We start from the raw sequence: 16,897 nt of genomic DNA, 5'->3' as shown, positions 1-16,897 counted from the left end.
CCAGACGGACTATGGGTCATCAACTTCAACTGGTGACCCATATGCAACTCCAGAATCTCAAAGGCAACCTGCTCAGCCTCTACCTCGCTATTGCACTTGAGCCCTCGAAGAAAGGCCTTATTCGCGCCCCGTGGGATGATTGGCAGTGCGACATAATTTTCAATCGCCGCGAGTTTGGACCTTTCGACACCCCAAAAGCTGTCAGTAACCCTAACACCCTCCTCGCCATCATGCCCTTGGTAGCTCAGTGGCAGCTGTCTAGCCGTCCAATCGGCACTGGCCGTTGGTTGGTCGAGACACCTGACGGTCAATCTTACATGGGCTCCAGCCTCGTTCACGCTTACACCTTGGCGGTGATTGGCACCAGCTTGGGGCAGGATCTTCCGGACTGGTATGAGGACCCGAACCTCCACGTTTCCGTCTTCCTGCCACCGTTTAACGTTGAGTACGGCACAGAGGGTCCGAACGCTTCGACCCCTACAGTATTGACTTTCAAGTCCGACAGCCATGAGTGGGCTACCTACGATGAGGCGCTCGCTAAGGCCAAGGCAATGACGGCCGAAGCGCTAGCCTTCAATTACACATGCGATGGGCACTCGTGGGTTCAGGTGCAACTTATGGATGGCACCGTGCACACTTTGTATCAAGGGGCCAGCACCCTTGGACTACCGGCCTGCACGCCCCCTTGAAAGCATTGCGGTACACTTCAACCACGCTGGCGTCGGCAAGACCGTCGCCGGCACGACAAGATTGTGAGGATAAATCAGTGACTCAAACGCTCAAGGCACATCTCTTCAGCAACAAGGCGAACCTGTTTTCCAAGGGTGGCGCTGGTAAGTCATCGGTGGCCGGCATGGTCGCTGCGGAATTCGCCCGCCCGAAAGGGCAATGGAAGCAATACTGGACACGCCACCTGCTCAACCTGTCGCCAGCAAGCCGATTGCCACGTGGTTTCAATCCCAGGCTGGTGGACCAAGTTACGCTGCAAATCGATGCTGACCCTGCTCCTGAATCTAGCTGGATCGACCAGAACAAGTCTGCAATCAGCGAAGCGGTTCAAAAGCTCGCACCGGCCGAGCCTGTGAAGAAACCCACCCGCAAGAAAGCAAAGCCAGCTGAGTAACCAACCCAGTAATTGTGGGGGTGCCTGTCCTTTGAGATAGGCACCCAATTGACTCGCTTTAGCCGCTTCTGCCACACCCCGTAGGGGCTGATGATGACCTCATCGAAACCTAACGGAGAAACACCATGGCAGCGCTCTATGACTTTCGCTTTCTGATCCGAAAAGTCAGCTTCGTCGGGAACCTGGTCATCGCCGCCAGCGGCAGCGATTCAGTCCTCTTCGAGGAATGCAAACAAATGACCTACCGCGACGCCCAGACCCACCTGGCGCATCTGAGCAAAGGTCAGTCCCAAAGCCACTCGGCAATCCTCAGCCTCAAATACCGGGATGACAAAAAGCCCCGCGGCTGGAATGGCAACACTCAGAACAGAATTGACTACGAAGCAACAAGCGCAGCAGCTTGAGGCGTGATTTTAGGCACCTCGGTTTTCGCTGGGGGGCCTTCCCTATAAGGGATAATGTCCTTTCCGCAACTACTGGGGGCTTTCCCTGCTCACCGATGCCGCGCCTGGTCAGACGCCCAGTCACTGATACCCCAGCGGCTTTTGGCCCGCACACGCGCTGCGGAGAATGCAGCCGGACGAGAGTTCGAGGCCATAGATGTTCTGCCAGAAATGCTGCCTTTCAGCTGATCTTGCCCTTTACCACATACAGTATAGGAGTCCGCCGTGACAACCTCCTCAGAGACTCAAGAGCATCGTCTCGCCATCGCCAACTCATTTCTAAACGCAATTGCCAGTCATGGCCGGCAGTTCTTCCTGCACAAAGCCAGCGGACGGATTGCAGAACTGAGCCTACACAACGAACGCGTACTGATCCTGGACGAGTACACCCAGAAAGTCGTTGATACGCACAGCGATGGAAGCTGGCCAGACTTCTGCCATGGGGGCGGATTGAGGGACTTCGTGCGGGCGATCCGTGACTTTGTTCTGTCGGGGGATCAGATCCGACATCAGTATTTTAAAACAGTCCCACCAGGTGAACGCGAGTTCAATTATTGGGGGTATGACAACGCTTCACTCGACCTAGTCCGAGAGGCTGGCCAACAGCTTGGAATTGTTACTGCAGGATCTTCCTGACCCGGTTCTGGCACGAGTGCATCTCGGCATATTGTTTTCGAAGGGCTGACTTAACGATCAGCCACCCCATCCTTTAAAACCGAGTTGAGCCAATGACTTCAGCAACTACGTCCGTAGACAGCAACGACAGCGACCATTCACTGAATACACTCCAGGCCCTAAAGCTGCTGTGGCCTTCACTGAAGCAGACAGTGGAGCCTTTTCTCATTGCCTCACCGGAAGTCGATAGAAGCGCCGCCGAAAGCTTCCTCGCTATGCTGAACTCAACTCACATTGCGGAGCCCTCCAGCCCGGCCGCATGGGATATCGAGGGCTTCAATCACTGCATCAGTCAGGGTTCCAAGGCGATACGCCAGCTGCTGAATGATGGGCCCTCTGCAGGCGGATGTCAGTCCTTCAACGCGGAGCACTGCATTCAGATCGCAAATGAGTTAGTGCATCAGGTGGATATCAACCGAAAGGCATGCACCTCAGGTAATCGGGCTGGCGTTACTATCCGTCCCGTTCAGGACAGCTCGAATTCAACTGAGCAGGGCCGCTCTGTCCCTGCTTACAAGTTCGATCGTCTGGTTCAGCATGCGAAAGCGCAGGATAAAACGATCGCCCGACTGCAGGCTGAGCTCAACCTATACCGCCTGTACCAGAGTGATGAGCCTTCCATCTGGGTCTGGCAAGGTGATGGAGAAGACCACCCCGAATCACTGGGCTGCCCAATTCTGATCCAGCCGGCCGACCTCAAGGCCATCATTGATGCCCCTTCAGACGAAGGCTTTGTGCTGCGAGCTGCAATGCACCAGGGCCGCCTTGGACGTGTGCCACTTAATTCGCGCTACTACCTGGCAGAGTGCGAGAAATGCGGGTGGCTTGGCAGTTCACAAGAGTGTGCTTCCTCGCCATCTGCATCGGGAGACGATGGAATTCCATGCCCCTGCTGTTTCCGAGACGAGCTGAGCGAGATCGATACGGCACGGGCTTTGGAGCTTCTTCAACTTGTCGTTTTCGGTGCCAAATCGAGCATCGGGTGTCCTTCCTGATCCGTAGTCGTCATTAGCATGGAATTTGATCCGGAATTCCATAACATGGTTTTGGGTTGCAGAGAGGGCGCTATTCTTCAAAATGAGGCATCACTAGTTCATTGAGATCCTCACATGGAAAGCAACCCAACAATATTTGCAGCGGCATCTGATATCACTGTCGATGCGAGCGAGCGTGGGCCGATAAGACTTTTGGCTCCGGGTTTTGCTGTTGAGATCGCAAGCGGCTATGGCAGCCTCAGCTACTCACTCCGCTCTCTGGACGAGGTAGATACCCGCCAAGGGTACGAGCAACCTCTCTCTTACGTGGTTGCCGACCACTCCGGCTCGAAAACAGTTGCTCATTTCACTACCCGTGAAGAAGCAGACAAGCTGATCGAAATGATATCTGTAGCTCGCGACCTGGGTGCAAAACGCAAAGCCGAGGATGAAGCCGAAGCTCGCAAAAAGCTGAACCCTTTCCGGAGAACCCTGTTCAATATCGCTGAAATGTTAAGCGCAGCAGTGCTGATAGGCTTCATCGGTTCTGGTGCAGCAAACATAGGTTGGAACGTCGCGTCGCCATTTGTCTCCCGAATCACCGGCGTTCCAACACCAGCCGAGCAATACTCCATAGATCGGACAGACTCCCTCGACCAGATCAAAGCTGCCGTTCAAGCAGTACCGTTGATTATGAAGGAAGTCAGGAACGCCCGAGTGAATGAGCAATTTCAGAACCTCGTTGATACATCCGACGCGCAGGTCAGAAGTGAGTTGATCCGAATGCAGATGTTGCCGTCTACAGAGGCTGATCGAGAAACTCACGACCGCAAGCAGATGCTCGAGCACATCCCACCTTACGCTCGTACGCAAGAGCAAGCGGCTGAGCTGGATGCTGCGCAACCTGCAACCGAGCAATAGGTTTGGGGGGCCGGCGATTCAGCCTCGCTGGCTTTTGGCACGACCGAATCACGATGAACATAAGGTCTCACTGATTCAGGAGGCCCTATGAAGCCAATTCAACTGCTCGTTATGAAACTCTGCACTGGCCCCAAAGCGTTGATCATTGAGCTTCCTGCGGAGCAAGAAGCCTCGTGCCTTCAAGCAAGCTTCCTCACTGTCGCCCTGAACATCTTGGCCGAGACCGGGCAAGCAGTCGCTGTCGTTGAAAACGGTGAAATGCGCCACTGCGCCCTTCTCAGTCCAAAAAACAATCTTGTGTTGGACTCCACGGGGATTCGCCCGCTCGAGCAGTTCAACGAGTATTGGCAGCGTATGACTGTCGGCAAAGCGACCATTCAGCAAATGACCATTGCAGACCTTGTATCGCTTTGCCCTCCCGAATCTGGTTTTTTCGCCCGCGCGCTGTCGAGCTTCGAGAAGGTCGTCGTGAAGCACTTGCCAATTACGGCGCTGGCACCGGCGATCGTTGGCTATCAAGTTCACAGCCGTGACCAAGAGCATTGGGCTGATCGACCCAGCTTTGAGATCCTCTCAATGGAAATGGCTCATCAAGATTTGGTCGAGGCCCGGGGGTCGCAACCCGACGCGGGCTGGTTGATGGTAGCGATCCTTGATGGAGACATTGAGGCCCCAACTTTTGCCTGACATAACTGATCGTTCGCGTTCCTCCCCTGATTAACTCCTTCAAGCACGATTCACCATATGCCACCTAAACAACCGACTGCCGATTCTGTGCCTCAAGCAGACGACATCAGCACTTTGATGTCCAGGTTTGGGCCAGACACATTCCAACGATCGGGATACTGGATCACAGGACGGCACCGACTTGCGTAGCTGAAGTGATCAATTTTTGGGGGTTCTGGCACACCATGACATGACTGAAGATGACTTATCACTCAACTACAGGAAGTCCACACATGGCTAACTCTCTCACCATCATCCTCACCGAATTCAAGACCCTCGGTACTACCGAGACCCACTGCGGCTACATGGCCATGGACGATGGAGTCGAAGCTTGCTGCCGGGTTTCCGATACGTGGGAAGGCTTCAAGAGCAACTACCCCACCCTTGAGTCACTGATTGATCAAGTGATGGGGGAGCAAGTCTTTGAGCACCTGCAGGTGTCGTACACGGTTCAGGGCCTGGATATCGAGGTAGATGGAAATCACGGAATGTGCGAGCTGAAAGGAATCAGTGTGGTGGGGGCCGAGTTTCTTTACGGCCCGAACGCTGCGCTGGCCGCCTGACCGCTTGAATTGAATGAGCCCTCCCAACGTGGAGGGCTTTTGCTTTCTCGAAGGAAAATTTCATATGTTGCCGCTTCTGGCACACCTTAGGTGACAGGAAAATGAGCCCATTCTGAAATTCAACGGAGACTCATTTATGAAACCCACCTACACCTGGACTAATCAAGCTCTCGCGCTCCTCGGTACTGATACTGATCGCGCTGTAGCCGCAAAGCTTGGGATTACCATTGGTGTCGTCTCCAGCAAGCGTACTCGGCTCAACATCAAGCCATCCCGGTCCAAGGGTGCCCCGGAGCATGGGGCGCTTCCAGCCGCGCCTAAGGCTGCTCCCAAAGAACAATCTACACCCAAGGTCAAGTTCTGGACGGTTGATCGAATCAAACTCCTCGGCACTAAAAGTGACTATGAACTCGGCAGGATCTGGGGCGTGAGCAATAAGCGTGTCACTAAAAAACGGGCTCAGCTGCAAATCTCGGCTTTCAACACCCACGCCCGCATTGAGTGGACTGAAGACAAAATTAAGATGCTCGGCACCATGCCGGACAAGACGCTGGCCAAACTACTTGGGGTCAGCCGGAGCTGCGTAACCCTTCGTAGAAGTGAACTTAAAATCCCTGCCCTGGTAACTCAACAAGAAGTGGTATGGACTGAGGAAGGCCTCAGGTTGCTCGGGACGATGTCCGATAAAGACGTCTCTTCAGCGATAGGCATCTCGAGCAGCTCCGTTGCCTACAAGCGCCAGCAACTTCAGATCGGCGCTTTCGTTGGTGGTCGGGCCAGTAGCTGGACACCCGAACGTGATGCAATCCTCGGCACGATGACCGATCGGGAAGCTGCAGATCAACTGGGCGTAACCCTACAGACAGTAATGTTGCGGAGGAACGCATTGAGCATCGAAGCTCAGACCCCAAAACCTAGGCATCAGTGGACTGAAGCACAGGTGCAAAGACTAGGTACCGTTCGAGACTCCGTGCTGGCCACAGAGATTGGGGTTTCGCTCAACGTGATTGGCAACAAGCGCAATCAACTCGGCATTGAACGCTTTGCCGCTTGAGCCCCTCGACAATCTCAATAAGCTGCCCGCTGGCGCACCAAGGAAATGAAATGGCACCCTCGACCGAGGAACTCCTCAAGACTCTTCAGGAAATGCACCCGGAATTGAAGTGGGGCACTTACCCTCTCAGTGATTACGACATGTACGCAGAACTGGATGCGCCCGAAGTGCTCGTGTGCTTCGGCAGCGAAGACTTAGATCTGGAGTACGGACTGGTTGACCCCTGCTCGACCTTCACTGGAAAACGCTGCCTCCCGGCACACTGGGGGATCTCTGGCGAAGCCGCCGAAATGATCCAGGCCCACAACAAGGTGTTTGTTTCCAAATACCCGAACTTTGACGGACCAAGGGCCAGCGGCGAAATTCGCGAATCTTAATTTTCAAGAGCTTCTGCCACGCGCAACACACTATGACAATGATGACCATCAACTAAGAGGGCGCATCATGCGAAATCAACCAGATTCAGCACAAACACTGAGAGGGGCGAAGGATGTTGGATCACTTGCCCCCCTGGATCGCATCCGCTTGCGCGCTCAACTGGGGATGGCCGACGATGTCACTGCATCTAACATCCGTCGAGCCACAGCACTGCTGATTCAGCGCATTGCCGACTACTACACAGTCATCCAGTACACGGGCCCTTCCTACGTTTACGGTAGGGTCAATAGCGATTACCCCTCAGCTCTCAAGGCTACCGCCAGTCACAACTACATGGATGGCTCTTGGAGTTATCGAGAGATGACTCCTGCTCATCCGACCTGCACGAATGAGTCACTCTTCAATGAGGCTGGCTGGATGTGCATCGACACAGCATGCCGCCTGGCCGCCTGGGAGATGTCTGAAGAGGTACCAGAGGCTCGCCCGATCCTCGACCAAGCCCGATATGCGGTGAAATCCCTTTGCGAGGCACGTGAAGTCTCAGAGTTGAACTGGCAATCATCGCGCCGGCGGTTGGGGACACCGGGCATTCAAAAGGTCATCAAGCGCATCACCGCAAAGCTCCGATTCGTCCGAATTGGCAAGGGTGCAGTCAGGCCGGTCGTCATCCCACAAGAGTTGATCTCAATGGTCAACTCTTACCGGAATATCACTGATTGGTCTGCTGAAGATCAACAAGTCGCACTCGCCGGGTAACGGCATTTTATTCACCCACTTAACGCAGGTATCAAACATGAGCAGGATTTGGACGGTAGTTCGTTTCCCAAATGGCAGCTGGAGCTATGGCGGGTCGCCAAGCGATCCTGACTATTCGGAGTGCGATATCTACTCAATTGAAGCTGTCAGCCCTGAGGCGGCAGTCAAGTCGGCTCAGTCAAAACGCTCTGCGAGCCTTCGCAAGGCAAAACGGCAGGCCGATAAGGATGCATCACCGCCGGCAGCACCTATCTGCTAATTCTGCGGGATTGTGGCACACAGAACATGGCCACAGAATTACTCCATCAAGCAATGACTTGGTAACAACTGAGGAGGCAGAGACCATGCTGAAGAGCGTCAAGAGAGTGTTGGCCAGGGCGTTAGACCGAGCAGGCCTTGCCGTGGCATCTGCGGAGCACGCGTATAGCCACTTCGGTGACGATTTCACACGCTGGACGGTGTGCACGCATTGGGCGGAAGGTTTCTTTGAAGGTCTGGCCATGGGAATGAAAGAAGTGCGCTCCCACCAGCCCTCCTTCAATCCCGATTACCAGCCAAGCGTACGATTCAAAGTGGCAGGCAACAATCTGCTGGTTGAAGTGGACTTGTCCACCGCCGACGGCACCGTTAAGCCGGTTCTGAGCACCCTGAGCTACGGCGAGGCAATGGCTGCCGCATCGGGACTGAAAACGCTGCGCGGTACCGGTGTATTTGCACTAAATGACGAACAAGCTGCCGCCTTCATTCGCGCCACAGAAGAGCTCAAGGCTGCCCGTATCTACGAACCACCAAGGTCGCACAGCACTACTCGCCCGGCCACTCGATAACTGACACAGAGGAACACAATATGATCCAGGCACCAACCATCAACACTCAAGCGGCTCAAACCAACCTGACAGCCATCGCAGCCTGCATGGACGAAATGGCAATTCAGATGATTGAATCTGCCGACGTCCTGCGCACATCGGCAATGACCAGCGTCATCGGTAACTCGATTGCAGTGACCGTGAGCGGCATGAAGGATCGTGCACATCAGATCCAGGGTATGACTGCCGAATTCCGCCTCTCCGGTGACATGGCAGCTTTCGATGCAGCCTGCCAGCTGGCAGGCTGGCATCCAGATCCACAGGCACTCGAAAACCTTCATGGCGGTCATTGACTGTGTGGCGTGAGCCCGCGCAGTCCGTATTACTCGCTGCTAACCCGTGGGTGAAGGTATGCGCCCTGGCTTTGACTTGGCAATTTGGTGGGTTGGCCGCTTGAAACAAGCCTGCGAGAACCTGCTCGATTGCCAATATTAGAATTCAATTTCCGGTGGCATCGCCGCCATCTTTTAGATATACCTGTTCCTAACGCAGCCACCAGGATTGGCTGGGGGCATCCGCCTCCCGGCAAAAAAAATGAGTAAAACCGGAATTCTCGACAGCAAGGACTTAGCTAGAGGGGTCGATATCGCTTCATCTCTGGACTTGAGATTCGAATCCAGGCGAGAGAGGCGAAAAGCGCGGATCCACCTGACCCTAATCATCGCAACAGCTGCAGTGACCGCAGTTAATCTGCTACCCGGGTTCCAGGCACCACTGATCTGGGCCGGCTGCGCAGTCTCAGCTTTACTCCTCGCTCGCAGACTCCCCACGGTACGATCCTCACTTCGCAGGACGGCGGCCACCAAAGAATCAGCTCTTCAGATCCAGTCTCTCCTGATTGAGTCTGGCCATGACGAGCAAGCTTTCGCATTCAAGGTCTCCAAGTTTCAACCCAAAATGCGTGTTCGGGTTGTTACGGTCACCAAGGACAACTGCTTATCACTACGTACCTACAGCGTGATGCCGGGCTCAACCGCAACGCTGGAAATTGAGAACCGCCAGGTCTACGTCAAGAGCTGGCTGGGTAAGACCTTTGGAGATAAGTGGACCCAGCTGGCACAGGACCGCGGTATCTCCACTCCGAGGGCTCGATCTCCTCAGCTCAGATTTAAAAGCCACCCAGCAAACACCCCTGGAATGACTCATTAATCATGGACTAATGCTTCCTGAATTATTCCCACTAGGTGGTTCTGGCACATGCTGGGAGACCTGATGATGGCTCCATCAACTTACAGATGGAGTCATCACTTGAACCAGCTAATCAATCTCGCCACCCGCGAAGGCATAAGCTCTGCTGAGCTATTCGCTACCTTTGACTCCGACATCGCCGGCGAGACCTTCACCTTCGCGATTCATCGTCACCTCTCCTCCAGCACTCACATCAAGGTATCTGAGCTGCACACCGGTATGGGTGTTGCTGAGATCCCCTTTGAAGCCCTGGTACCTACAGAGTCGCCAGTCTTTGTGGACACTGAGCTTGCTTTGCAGGGCCAGAACGCCCTTGAGCAGCTCATCAGTAACCGTGGCGAGCAACTGGTCGCCAACGTTCTGATCAACAATCGGTTGGTTGCACAAGTGCTCAACGAGCGCGGGCAAATGCATTGAAGGCCACTCGACTGTGGGTACCTGAACCAGCGGACGCATGGATTGGCTACTGTCGGTATGAACCTAGTGCAGGCGGGTGCGTTACTCACTTATTTCGCTCCGCCGGGACAACAAGCCTTTGCGGCGTAACCCTGACTGAAGACACAGGGCAAAACTATGCCGTAGCCGGATCTGTCAGCTGTAAGCGCTGCACCAGGATCATGGTGAATGCGCTGAGCACGTCCAAAACATCCTGAAATTCGGGAACCTGTTTTGGCTGGCGTTTCGGCTCCATATCAATACTATTTAGCCACTAGGCATACGGAATAATGATATTTCGGGGTGCTGGTGGCACGCACAAACAAGCCTAAAACTGTGCGACATGAGCCGAACTCGACGGCATGAAAAGAGGAACACATGATGACCACACCCAAGCTAGCACCCTTCAATAGCCGCACAGCTGACAAGTTCGTTGTCCGCCTCCCTGACGGAATGCGTGAGCAGATTGCCGACATAGCCAAAGTACACCATCGAAGCATGAACTCCGAGATCATTGCCCGCCTGGAGACTAGTTTGGCGGAAGAATCCCAAGCAGCCGCAATTCAGGTTGATGCCTCCAGCCTGACTGCAGGCGAGAAGCAACTCATTAAGGCCTTCCGGAACATGCATGGCCCGCACCAGAAAGCCATTCTGGAATTGATGACCATCAAGCCGGCATTAACCGAAGTTTCCCAGTCGCGCGTTGCCTAACACCAACTCGCACAAAGCCCGGAAGAACCTCGTAAAACGAGCTAGCTCCGGGCTTTTTTATGTCTATCAATCGCCACCACCGACGTCCCGCTCAGAAATAAGGAGAAAGGTATGGACCACGATTTAGAGCACTGTGACAATTGCTGGACCGAACTCGAAGCTTCACAAATTGGACTGTGTGATAGCTGCCAAGGCGAAGAAGGAGTCATCGCTAAGGACGCAGGGCCCTCCGTAAACATCATCAAAGCGGCTTTTCGAGACGCCAGCTTTTTTTCCCGGCCAGACACCAGATTTTCCAAGAAAGCACACATCGTGCTGGATGGTTCAAATCCCGCCTGTGGGCTTCGAACAGTGCTTTGTGACAAAGAGCCAGCAGTGGGAATTTCAAAGTTCCTCCGGTGCCAGCGAAAGGGTTGCTGTGAGCACTGGCCGACGGCGGTTCCGGAGGACAAGGAGTTCCATTAGGCAATTCACCTCAAGGGCTTCTGCCACATGAAAGACCAGTTGACCATTGCTCCATTAACTAACTGGAGCAAGTCCTGATGAAAACAGCACAAGCCACCCCCCTAAACCTCAACCAGGCCTTTCATCTCTATAACGCTCAAGGCGTTGTCCGAAATGTGAGCGCTCGAGCTCGGGTTTGCATTCAGGGCCGATCGGAGCAATTTGTTAAGGTCATCCTTCTCGCTGATTACACAACCTCCTATTGGGATCCTAAGCTCGCAAGCGCATATGCAGTTGCTGCAACGTTTGTCCTCGACGGGATTTCCGAGCGTTCCTATCAAAAGGCTGTAGACCATGCCATTCGACAACACGGGCGAGGCCCAAACGGCCAAAGCCAACGCTCTGAGATGCAGGCGCTGTGTGACTTGATCGCGAGCGGGAGCGCGGTGTGCATCCAGCGGGATGTCGACCTGATCACCACCCTGCAGCAATGCAATCTGCTTGTTCCTGCAATGGAGGCCACTTTGGCTGCTATCCCAGCCCAGACTATGTACGACGCCGATCGTACTGTTGCTGGGATCAAGGGAGAGTTCACTGCTGATCACGTATCGCAGCTGGTAAGCATCACCATGGGTGAAGGCACCACTAACTTCTCCCGCGAGCGTCTCGAACAGGAGTCCAAAGGCGGCGAGCATGCCAACTGGCGGTTCGAACAGAACAAAGTGGCCGCGTAGAGCATACCAGGGGGCCCGGCGCCCTCCCCAAATCAGGGAGGTCTTCATGCGCAAGCATCATCCACCGTTCGCCAAGCACGCCCCGCACATCCAGGCCGCTCTCGATCGTGCCAAACAAGAAAAGGCCGATGGCGTGATATCAGGTTTTCGACTTGTGCATGATGGTGCACAGCTGCTGCCAAAGGCCGGCGGCTTCACATACGGCCGAATCGGCTTTGAAGACGAAACACCCATCCAAACAACTCGGATCAAGACTGTTGGTGCCGATATCATCACGACGGACAGTGGTCGTCGCTATGTCATCGCCGATTACCACGACGACGCCGCTGCCGATCTTAAAGCATTGAGAGCCAACATCCGGAATCGAAAGAAGAACCCAACATTGGTTCTTGCGAGCTAGAAAACCCGGGTGAATTAAATCTGTTCCGCCCGCTTCTGGCACACGTTGGACGCTCTTCTAATAGGGGTATCAACTAATCAGGAGCGCAACATGGAACACATCATCACCCCAGGCAACAAGTGGATTCCCGCGGCGAAGATCGTTGCAGAGACACCAACCACGGGTGACGAGAGCGGCTTCTACAAGCGCTTTGCTGGCGGCATCCTCTTCTACTCCCTGGATGGACAGGTCTTTGCCTGCTTGGTCACCAATCGGCATGGAGAGCGCTTCTTCGTTACGGCCACTGCGAGGGTTGAGGGCATCTTATTCATGCACAGCACCTGCAGCATCACGGAAAAGAAGTTAGGGCTGACTGGACTGGGCCTTCGGGCAGAGCTTGAGCTCGCTTCCAACATCGTCGATGAACTGGACTTCCTCAAGGCTAACGGCACCATGCTCAAGCTTGGTGTGACCTTCGACCAGTACGTTGCCATGGCCAACCGCGAGACAACCACGCAGGAGTGCCTGGCAGCATTTCATGAGGCTGGCCTCACAACTGAACTGCAAGGGATTGAAGACGACGGCTACCTTCTGGCAACACGTCTGGGCCGCACCATGCTTCACGCCGCTGGCTACCAGAATGCGAGCGGCATGTGGGTAAAGACGCCAGACAAAATCGCAGCCTAAGTCCACGCGGGGGATTCTGGCATGCCTGAATCCCATTCAATCTTCAACTTCTAGCCATCCAGAAAGTGAGCCAATCATGAAATATCTGTTCTGCAACCGCGTGAACTACACCTGGGCCGGGTTCGTACTGAGCATTCTGTTATCGAACGTTGCCGTCCTCGCCCTGCTGCATACCGGTCTGATTCAGGAAGCGCCGAACGAAACCGTTGCATTGGTTTTTGCATCTTTGGTCGTAACCCCGCTGATGCAGCTGGCTCGCAACACTGGTATCCCGATGCCGACAAAAATGCGAAATGGTCACTTACTTGGGCCGATGCACGCATCTTCATGCTGGCCTTGCTGATGGACTGCCTGGCGCGCAGTAGTGCAGCTGCGCTGCTTAGCATGGTGAGCTCTGTTGACCCCTTAACCCCGGCGCTCACCCAGGGCTTGTCTTGGGTAGCTTATGTTGTGGCCGCGGTCCTGATCGGGCGATATTTGACCCAGCGTATTCAACCGGCGCCGTTGCTTGCTAAAGAAACCCGAGTTTAGAGGGTTTTGATCCCCAGTTTGGGTAGCACTCAGAGCGCCTGGGTCAATAGACTGAGCCGAACAGCAATTTCATTTTCGACACCGACTTCCGGGAACTGGAGGAACAAACCATGAAGGATTGGGTATCTTGGGATCGTAAAGGCCGCCCAGTAACTGGCTTGATTGATGTCCGCTACAACGACGGAAAGGAGTTTTTCAAGAAGCTCGCAGAGGATTGCTATTGGGGCACCGACAGCCTAATCGCATTCTGGCGCAAGGCTTAGGATCCTCAAGTTCGCGCGACAATCCCAATCTAGTTGAAGGTGGTTCTGGCACACCCAGGCTCACCCCACAATCCCCTCATCAACTTCTGAGGGAACTAAAAATGCAACTGATCGACAACATCAAACGCTCCATTCAGGCTGGCATCGCTCTGAAGAACTTCAAGGCAGCGAATGGAATGGATGGCCGCATGTGGTCGGCCGATTTGATTATCAATGGAGTAAAAGTCGGGCATCTGGTGGACCAAGGTCTGGGACACCTCGATACGTCATGCACTGACGAGTGCGGTATCAGCTGTGTGCTCTGCACTCAAACAATCAGGCTACGACCTAGCACCGGGAGACGACTTCCCTCTGCCCGTACCTACCAATGACTTCGGTTTTTTTGAGGAAGCTATTGGGCTTATGGCCGCAGAGTTGGAGGATTTGAAGGCTCTGAGGAAATCGATCAAGCAGAAGATTGTGTTTGAGCTGAGCGACGGTAAAACATACGAGATTAAGGCCGCATACACCTCGATGCTTGGCGAACTTGTACGCAAGGAACATGGCGACAAGCTGACATGCATCATCAATGAAGAGCTTGCCGCTCTCTAAGTAGACTGCCCGCCGGGACGGCGGGCCACCACTCTCTCCAGGAATGCAACATTGAACACTTCAACACTATCTACCAAGGCGGCAGCCCAGATCCCGATGGTCCCGGGATCGAACCTCGATGCTTATTTGACCGTGATTCACTCGATACCAAACATGAGTGCCGAGGAAGAGCGACGTTTGTCTGAGCGACTTGTAGAGCACAATGACATGGACGCAGCGCGCCAACTCGTTACATCCCAGCTTCGCTTTGTCGTGCATATCGCGCGAAGCTACTCAGGATATGGGTTGCCTTTAAGCGATCTGATCCAAGAGGGCAACATCGGGCTGATCAAAGCCGTGAAGCGATTCAATCCCGCAGCTCAGGTCAGACTCATCACTTTCGGAGTCCACTGGATTCGCGCAGAGATCAACGAGTTCATTATCCGCAACGGTCGAATGGTTCGCCTGGCGACCACGAAGGCTCAGCGAAAGCTGTTCTTCAATCTGCGCAAGCAACCCCGGTCCCGCAACTGGCTTACTGCCGATGAGACGAGGCACATCGCCGACACCCTCAATGTGAGCGTACTCGACGTTAAGGAGATGGAGACGCGCATGGCAGGGAACGACACGTCGTTTGACCCTGCCGCAGATGCAGATGATGAATCGGCATACCTCACCCCGGCCCATCAGATTGGAGACCACCGTTACGATCCTGCCCATCAGTACGAGAGTGAGGCCGACACTTCGACAGATGATTTGCATGAGGCGCTCAACAGTTTGGACGAGCGCAGCCGAGACATACTTGCGCAGCGATTCCTTTCGGAGAGCAAAGCGACACTCCATGACTTGGCGACCAAGTACAACGTATCAGCTGAGCGTATCCGCCAAATCGAAAAGCTGGCCCTAGCCAAGCTCAAGGTCGCCATTCCTCTGGCAGCGTAACCCTGAAGGTAGACTCAAATTGGAAATCAAAGACAAAATTCAGTTGGCAAATTGGCTCAGGAGCGGTGCCACCTTGGCGGAAGTCGAGCGCTCGCCTACAACAGGCCGGGTGGGTAATCGAAGGTTCAGCTCACGGGCTGTGCGAGCCTTCACGTTACTCTGGACATGGTCAGCGCCTCGCTTCGGGGGGCATGCGGGGCTTGTTCAGGACAACTTCTATCACCGATGCGGGCATAACGCCCTGGTACGGCGCCGCGGAAGAGCACTGGCAATAGCCGCCAAGCTCTCGGCTTAAACCTACCCACTTCTGGCACGCGGGGCTCCGACTGAGAATTACGGTTCTCACAAAAGGAGCCCCAGGATGAACAAGGTTACGTTCTCTCCAGATGCCCGCCTGAACATCACTATCATCACAGCGGATGAGTGCAAAGGCATCTATGGCATTGCCAATTACGGTGGCCGCCGGCAACAAACCCCAGTTCAATGGGTACCTTCTGAGCCAGCGCTCCAGACCTAACAGGTCAACTTTCACCTATCAGGATCAAAATGCTCCGAAGGTCATGAAGAGATCGACGGTGACACCTGACGCGAGCTTGAGGCGAACGGCGAGCGATGAATTCCTCAGCCTGCTACTCAAAGGGTAATGCGCCGAGGAAGCGGCCAACCTATGTAAGGCCACGCTCTGACAGCTCTAGCTTCATGTTGGTAGCCCCAGGTTCAAGCCAGGCTTTAATGCAAAGTCCTTCGCTGCACGCGTGTAAGCTAAGGCCATGTGCCAAGACAGAAGTCAGGAATACCTCATGTCCGATCCAGCCGTAGCAGCCGCGCTATGCCTCTTGCTTACCTGCACGCCCGCACTTGCCCAGAACCCAGCACGGGGTTGCGTTCTGCTTAACCCTGTTCAGCCCAACGTAGTCACAGCCAAGGATTTATCGTCAAAAGATCTTTGCACCCGCGACGGGAAGGCCATAAGTTCGGTCAGCGTCGGTAACTCCCAAGCTTGGGAAGGCAAGCTTGTACCACCCTATAACCGCGTAACCATGCGGGCTAAAGGCGAACCCGTCGAGACGAACGTTACGTTTCAGACTCCCAGCGCGACCTACCAAGTCCACATAAAACCATAGGTTGATTGTCCCCGGTTCTGGCACGTCAACATCGGCGGTTCAATGGAGTAAATCACTTCTAGGAATTGCTGCGATGTCATACGATCCGGACCAAACCATCGAGCGGATGGTCAACCACACGGCAGAAGTGGGCGGCCATCGATACCGTACGGTTCGTTTGAACGGGGGGAAAATACCTCTTTGCACGGCCACGTACAATTACCAACAACTGGATGAGACCAAAGAGATGGTCGCAAGGCGGATCGCCGCACTTTGGAACCTGACTCAGGGAATCGGAACAGCAGATCTTGAACATCTGGTTTCAAAAGGAATGACACTCTCCAAACTGATGGATATGGCGCTGGAGAATATCCGCAACAGGGGTTCTGCCACACCTGGTAAGGCCAAACAATAGGCCCATCAACCAAACA

25 protein-coding genes are annotated in these 16,897 nt (G+C 54.4%); all 25 read left to right on the top strand.

The window, feature by feature from the left end:
• The first annotated feature begins 41 nt into the window (after window positions 1-41).
• The 25 genes from P5706_RS36040 to P5706_RS35920 all read left to right on the top strand — a co-directional run bounded on the left by P5706_RS36040 (window position 42) and on the right by P5706_RS35920 (window position 16,881).
• On the top strand, window positions 42-689 hold the full coding sequence (locus tag P5706_RS36040; protein WP_078465984.1) for a hypothetical protein: 648 nt from the start codon (window positions 42-44) through the stop codon (window positions 687-689).
• A gap of 77 nt (window positions 690-766) precedes the next feature.
• On the top strand, window positions 767-1,123 hold the full coding sequence (locus P5706_RS36035) for a hypothetical protein (RefSeq protein WP_078465983.1): 357 nt from the start codon (window positions 767-769) through the stop codon (window positions 1,121-1,123).
• Window positions 1,124-1,248: 125 nt separating this feature from the next.
• Window positions 1,249-1,527, top strand: a complete 279-nt coding sequence (locus P5706_RS36030) for a hypothetical protein (RefSeq protein ID WP_078465982.1) — start codon at window positions 1,249-1,251, stop codon at window positions 1,525-1,527.
• Window positions 1,528-1,791: 264 nt separating this feature from the next.
• Window positions 1,792-2,202, top strand: coding sequence for a YoqU family phage-derived protein (locus P5706_RS36025; RefSeq protein WP_078465981.1), 411 nt, complete (start codon window positions 1,792-1,794; stop codon window positions 2,200-2,202).
• A gap of 92 nt (window positions 2,203-2,294) precedes the next feature.
• Entirely contained in the window at window positions 2,295-3,236 is a 942-nt protein-coding gene (locus P5706_RS36020) for a hypothetical protein (protein ID WP_078465980.1), read from the top strand.
• 114 nt (window positions 3,237-3,350) lie between these two features.
• Window positions 3,351-4,136, top strand: coding sequence for a hypothetical protein (locus P5706_RS36015; protein WP_078465979.1), 786 nt, complete (start codon window positions 3,351-3,353; stop codon window positions 4,134-4,136).
• An 87-nt stretch (window positions 4,137-4,223) separates the two neighbouring features.
• Window positions 4,224-4,823, top strand: coding sequence for a hypothetical protein (locus P5706_RS36010; protein WP_078465978.1), 600 nt, complete (start codon window positions 4,224-4,226; stop codon window positions 4,821-4,823).
• A gap of 272 nt (window positions 4,824-5,095) precedes the next feature.
• Window positions 5,096-5,425 carry a hypothetical protein gene (locus tag P5706_RS36005; RefSeq protein WP_078465977.1) on the top strand — a complete coding sequence of 110 codons (330 nt, stop codon included), beginning with the start codon at window positions 5,096-5,098 and terminating at the stop codon, window positions 5,423-5,425.
• 136 nt (window positions 5,426-5,561) lie between these two features.
• Window positions 5,562-6,479: a hypothetical protein gene (locus P5706_RS36000; protein WP_011923144.1), complete on the top strand. Its 918-nt coding sequence runs from the start codon at window positions 5,562-5,564 to the stop codon at window positions 6,477-6,479.
• Between the two features lie 50 nt (window positions 6,480-6,529).
• Window positions 6,530-6,856, top strand: coding sequence for a hypothetical protein (locus P5706_RS35995; RefSeq protein ID WP_011923145.1), 327 nt, complete (start codon window positions 6,530-6,532; stop codon window positions 6,854-6,856).
• Window positions 6,857-6,923: 67 nt separating this feature from the next.
• Complete coding sequence (locus P5706_RS35990) at window positions 6,924-7,613, top strand: hypothetical protein (protein WP_011923146.1); 690 nt, start codon at window positions 6,924-6,926, stop codon at window positions 7,611-7,613.
• 344 nt (window positions 7,614-7,957) lie between these two features.
• Window positions 7,958-8,440: a hypothetical protein gene (locus tag P5706_RS35985; RefSeq protein ID WP_078465975.1), complete on the top strand. Its 483-nt coding sequence runs from the start codon at window positions 7,958-7,960 to the stop codon at window positions 8,438-8,440.
• Window positions 8,441-8,460: 20 nt separating this feature from the next.
• On the top strand, window positions 8,461-8,772 hold the full coding sequence (locus tag P5706_RS35980) for a hypothetical protein (RefSeq protein ID WP_078465974.1): 312 nt from the start codon (window positions 8,461-8,463) through the stop codon (window positions 8,770-8,772).
• 955 nt (window positions 8,773-9,727) lie between these two features.
• Window positions 9,728-10,084: a hypothetical protein gene (locus P5706_RS35975; protein WP_078465972.1), complete on the top strand. Its 357-nt coding sequence runs from the start codon at window positions 9,728-9,730 to the stop codon at window positions 10,082-10,084.
• Between the two features lie 396 nt (window positions 10,085-10,480).
• Window positions 10,481-10,813, top strand: a complete 333-nt coding sequence (locus P5706_RS35970) for an Arc family DNA-binding protein (protein WP_011923151.1) — start codon at window positions 10,481-10,483, stop codon at window positions 10,811-10,813.
• A gap of 542 nt (window positions 10,814-11,355) precedes the next feature.
• The gene (locus P5706_RS35965) at window positions 11,356-11,991 is read left to right on the top strand and encodes a hypothetical protein (protein ID WP_078465970.1); all 636 of its coding nucleotides are present in this window, start codon (window positions 11,356-11,358) and stop codon (window positions 11,989-11,991) included.
• Window positions 11,992-12,037: 46 nt separating this feature from the next.
• Window positions 12,038-12,391, top strand: a complete 354-nt coding sequence (locus P5706_RS35960) for a hypothetical protein (protein ID WP_078465969.1) — start codon at window positions 12,038-12,040, stop codon at window positions 12,389-12,391.
• Window positions 12,392-12,481: 90 nt separating this feature from the next.
• Entirely contained in the window at window positions 12,482-13,057 is a 576-nt protein-coding gene (locus tag P5706_RS35955) for a hypothetical protein (RefSeq protein ID WP_078465968.1), read from the top strand.
• 76 nt (window positions 13,058-13,133) lie between these two features.
• Window positions 13,134-13,400, top strand: coding sequence for a hypothetical protein (locus P5706_RS35950; protein WP_078465967.1), 267 nt, complete (start codon window positions 13,134-13,136; stop codon window positions 13,398-13,400).
• A 298-nt stretch (window positions 13,401-13,698) separates the two neighbouring features.
• The gene (locus tag P5706_RS35945) at window positions 13,699-13,851 is read left to right on the top strand and encodes a hypothetical protein (RefSeq protein ID WP_161952149.1); all 153 of its coding nucleotides are present in this window, start codon (window positions 13,699-13,701) and stop codon (window positions 13,849-13,851) included.
• A gap of 101 nt (window positions 13,852-13,952) precedes the next feature.
• Entirely contained in the window at window positions 13,953-14,222 is a 270-nt protein-coding gene (locus P5706_RS35940; RefSeq protein ID WP_078465966.1) for a hypothetical protein, read from the top strand.
• A 31-nt stretch (window positions 14,223-14,253) separates the two neighbouring features.
• Window positions 14,254-14,442: a hypothetical protein gene (locus tag P5706_RS35935; protein WP_078465965.1), complete on the top strand. Its 189-nt coding sequence runs from the start codon at window positions 14,254-14,256 to the stop codon at window positions 14,440-14,442.
• 51 nt (window positions 14,443-14,493) lie between these two features.
• Entirely contained in the window at window positions 14,494-15,363 is an 870-nt protein-coding gene (rpoH, locus tag P5706_RS35930; protein ID WP_078465964.1) for an RNA polymerase sigma factor RpoH, read from the top strand.
• A 361-nt stretch (window positions 15,364-15,724) separates the two neighbouring features.
• Window positions 15,725-15,880 carry a hypothetical protein gene (locus P5706_RS35925; protein WP_161952148.1) on the top strand — a complete coding sequence of 52 codons (156 nt, stop codon included), beginning with the start codon at window positions 15,725-15,727 and terminating at the stop codon, window positions 15,878-15,880.
• Between the two features lie 680 nt (window positions 15,881-16,560).
• The gene (locus tag P5706_RS35920) at window positions 16,561-16,881 is read left to right on the top strand and encodes a hypothetical protein (protein WP_078465963.1); all 321 of its coding nucleotides are present in this window, start codon (window positions 16,561-16,563) and stop codon (window positions 16,879-16,881) included.
• The last annotated feature ends 16 nt before the right edge of the window (window positions 16,882-16,897 follow it).

Origin of the sequence: Pseudomonas sp. ChxA, from assembly GCF_030263855.1 — a bacterium.
Classification (GTDB): Bacteria; Pseudomonadota; Gammaproteobacteria; order Pseudomonadales; family Pseudomonadaceae; genus Aquipseudomonas; species Aquipseudomonas fluorescens_CB.
This window is presented reverse-complemented; position numbering and strand designations above follow the sequence as displayed.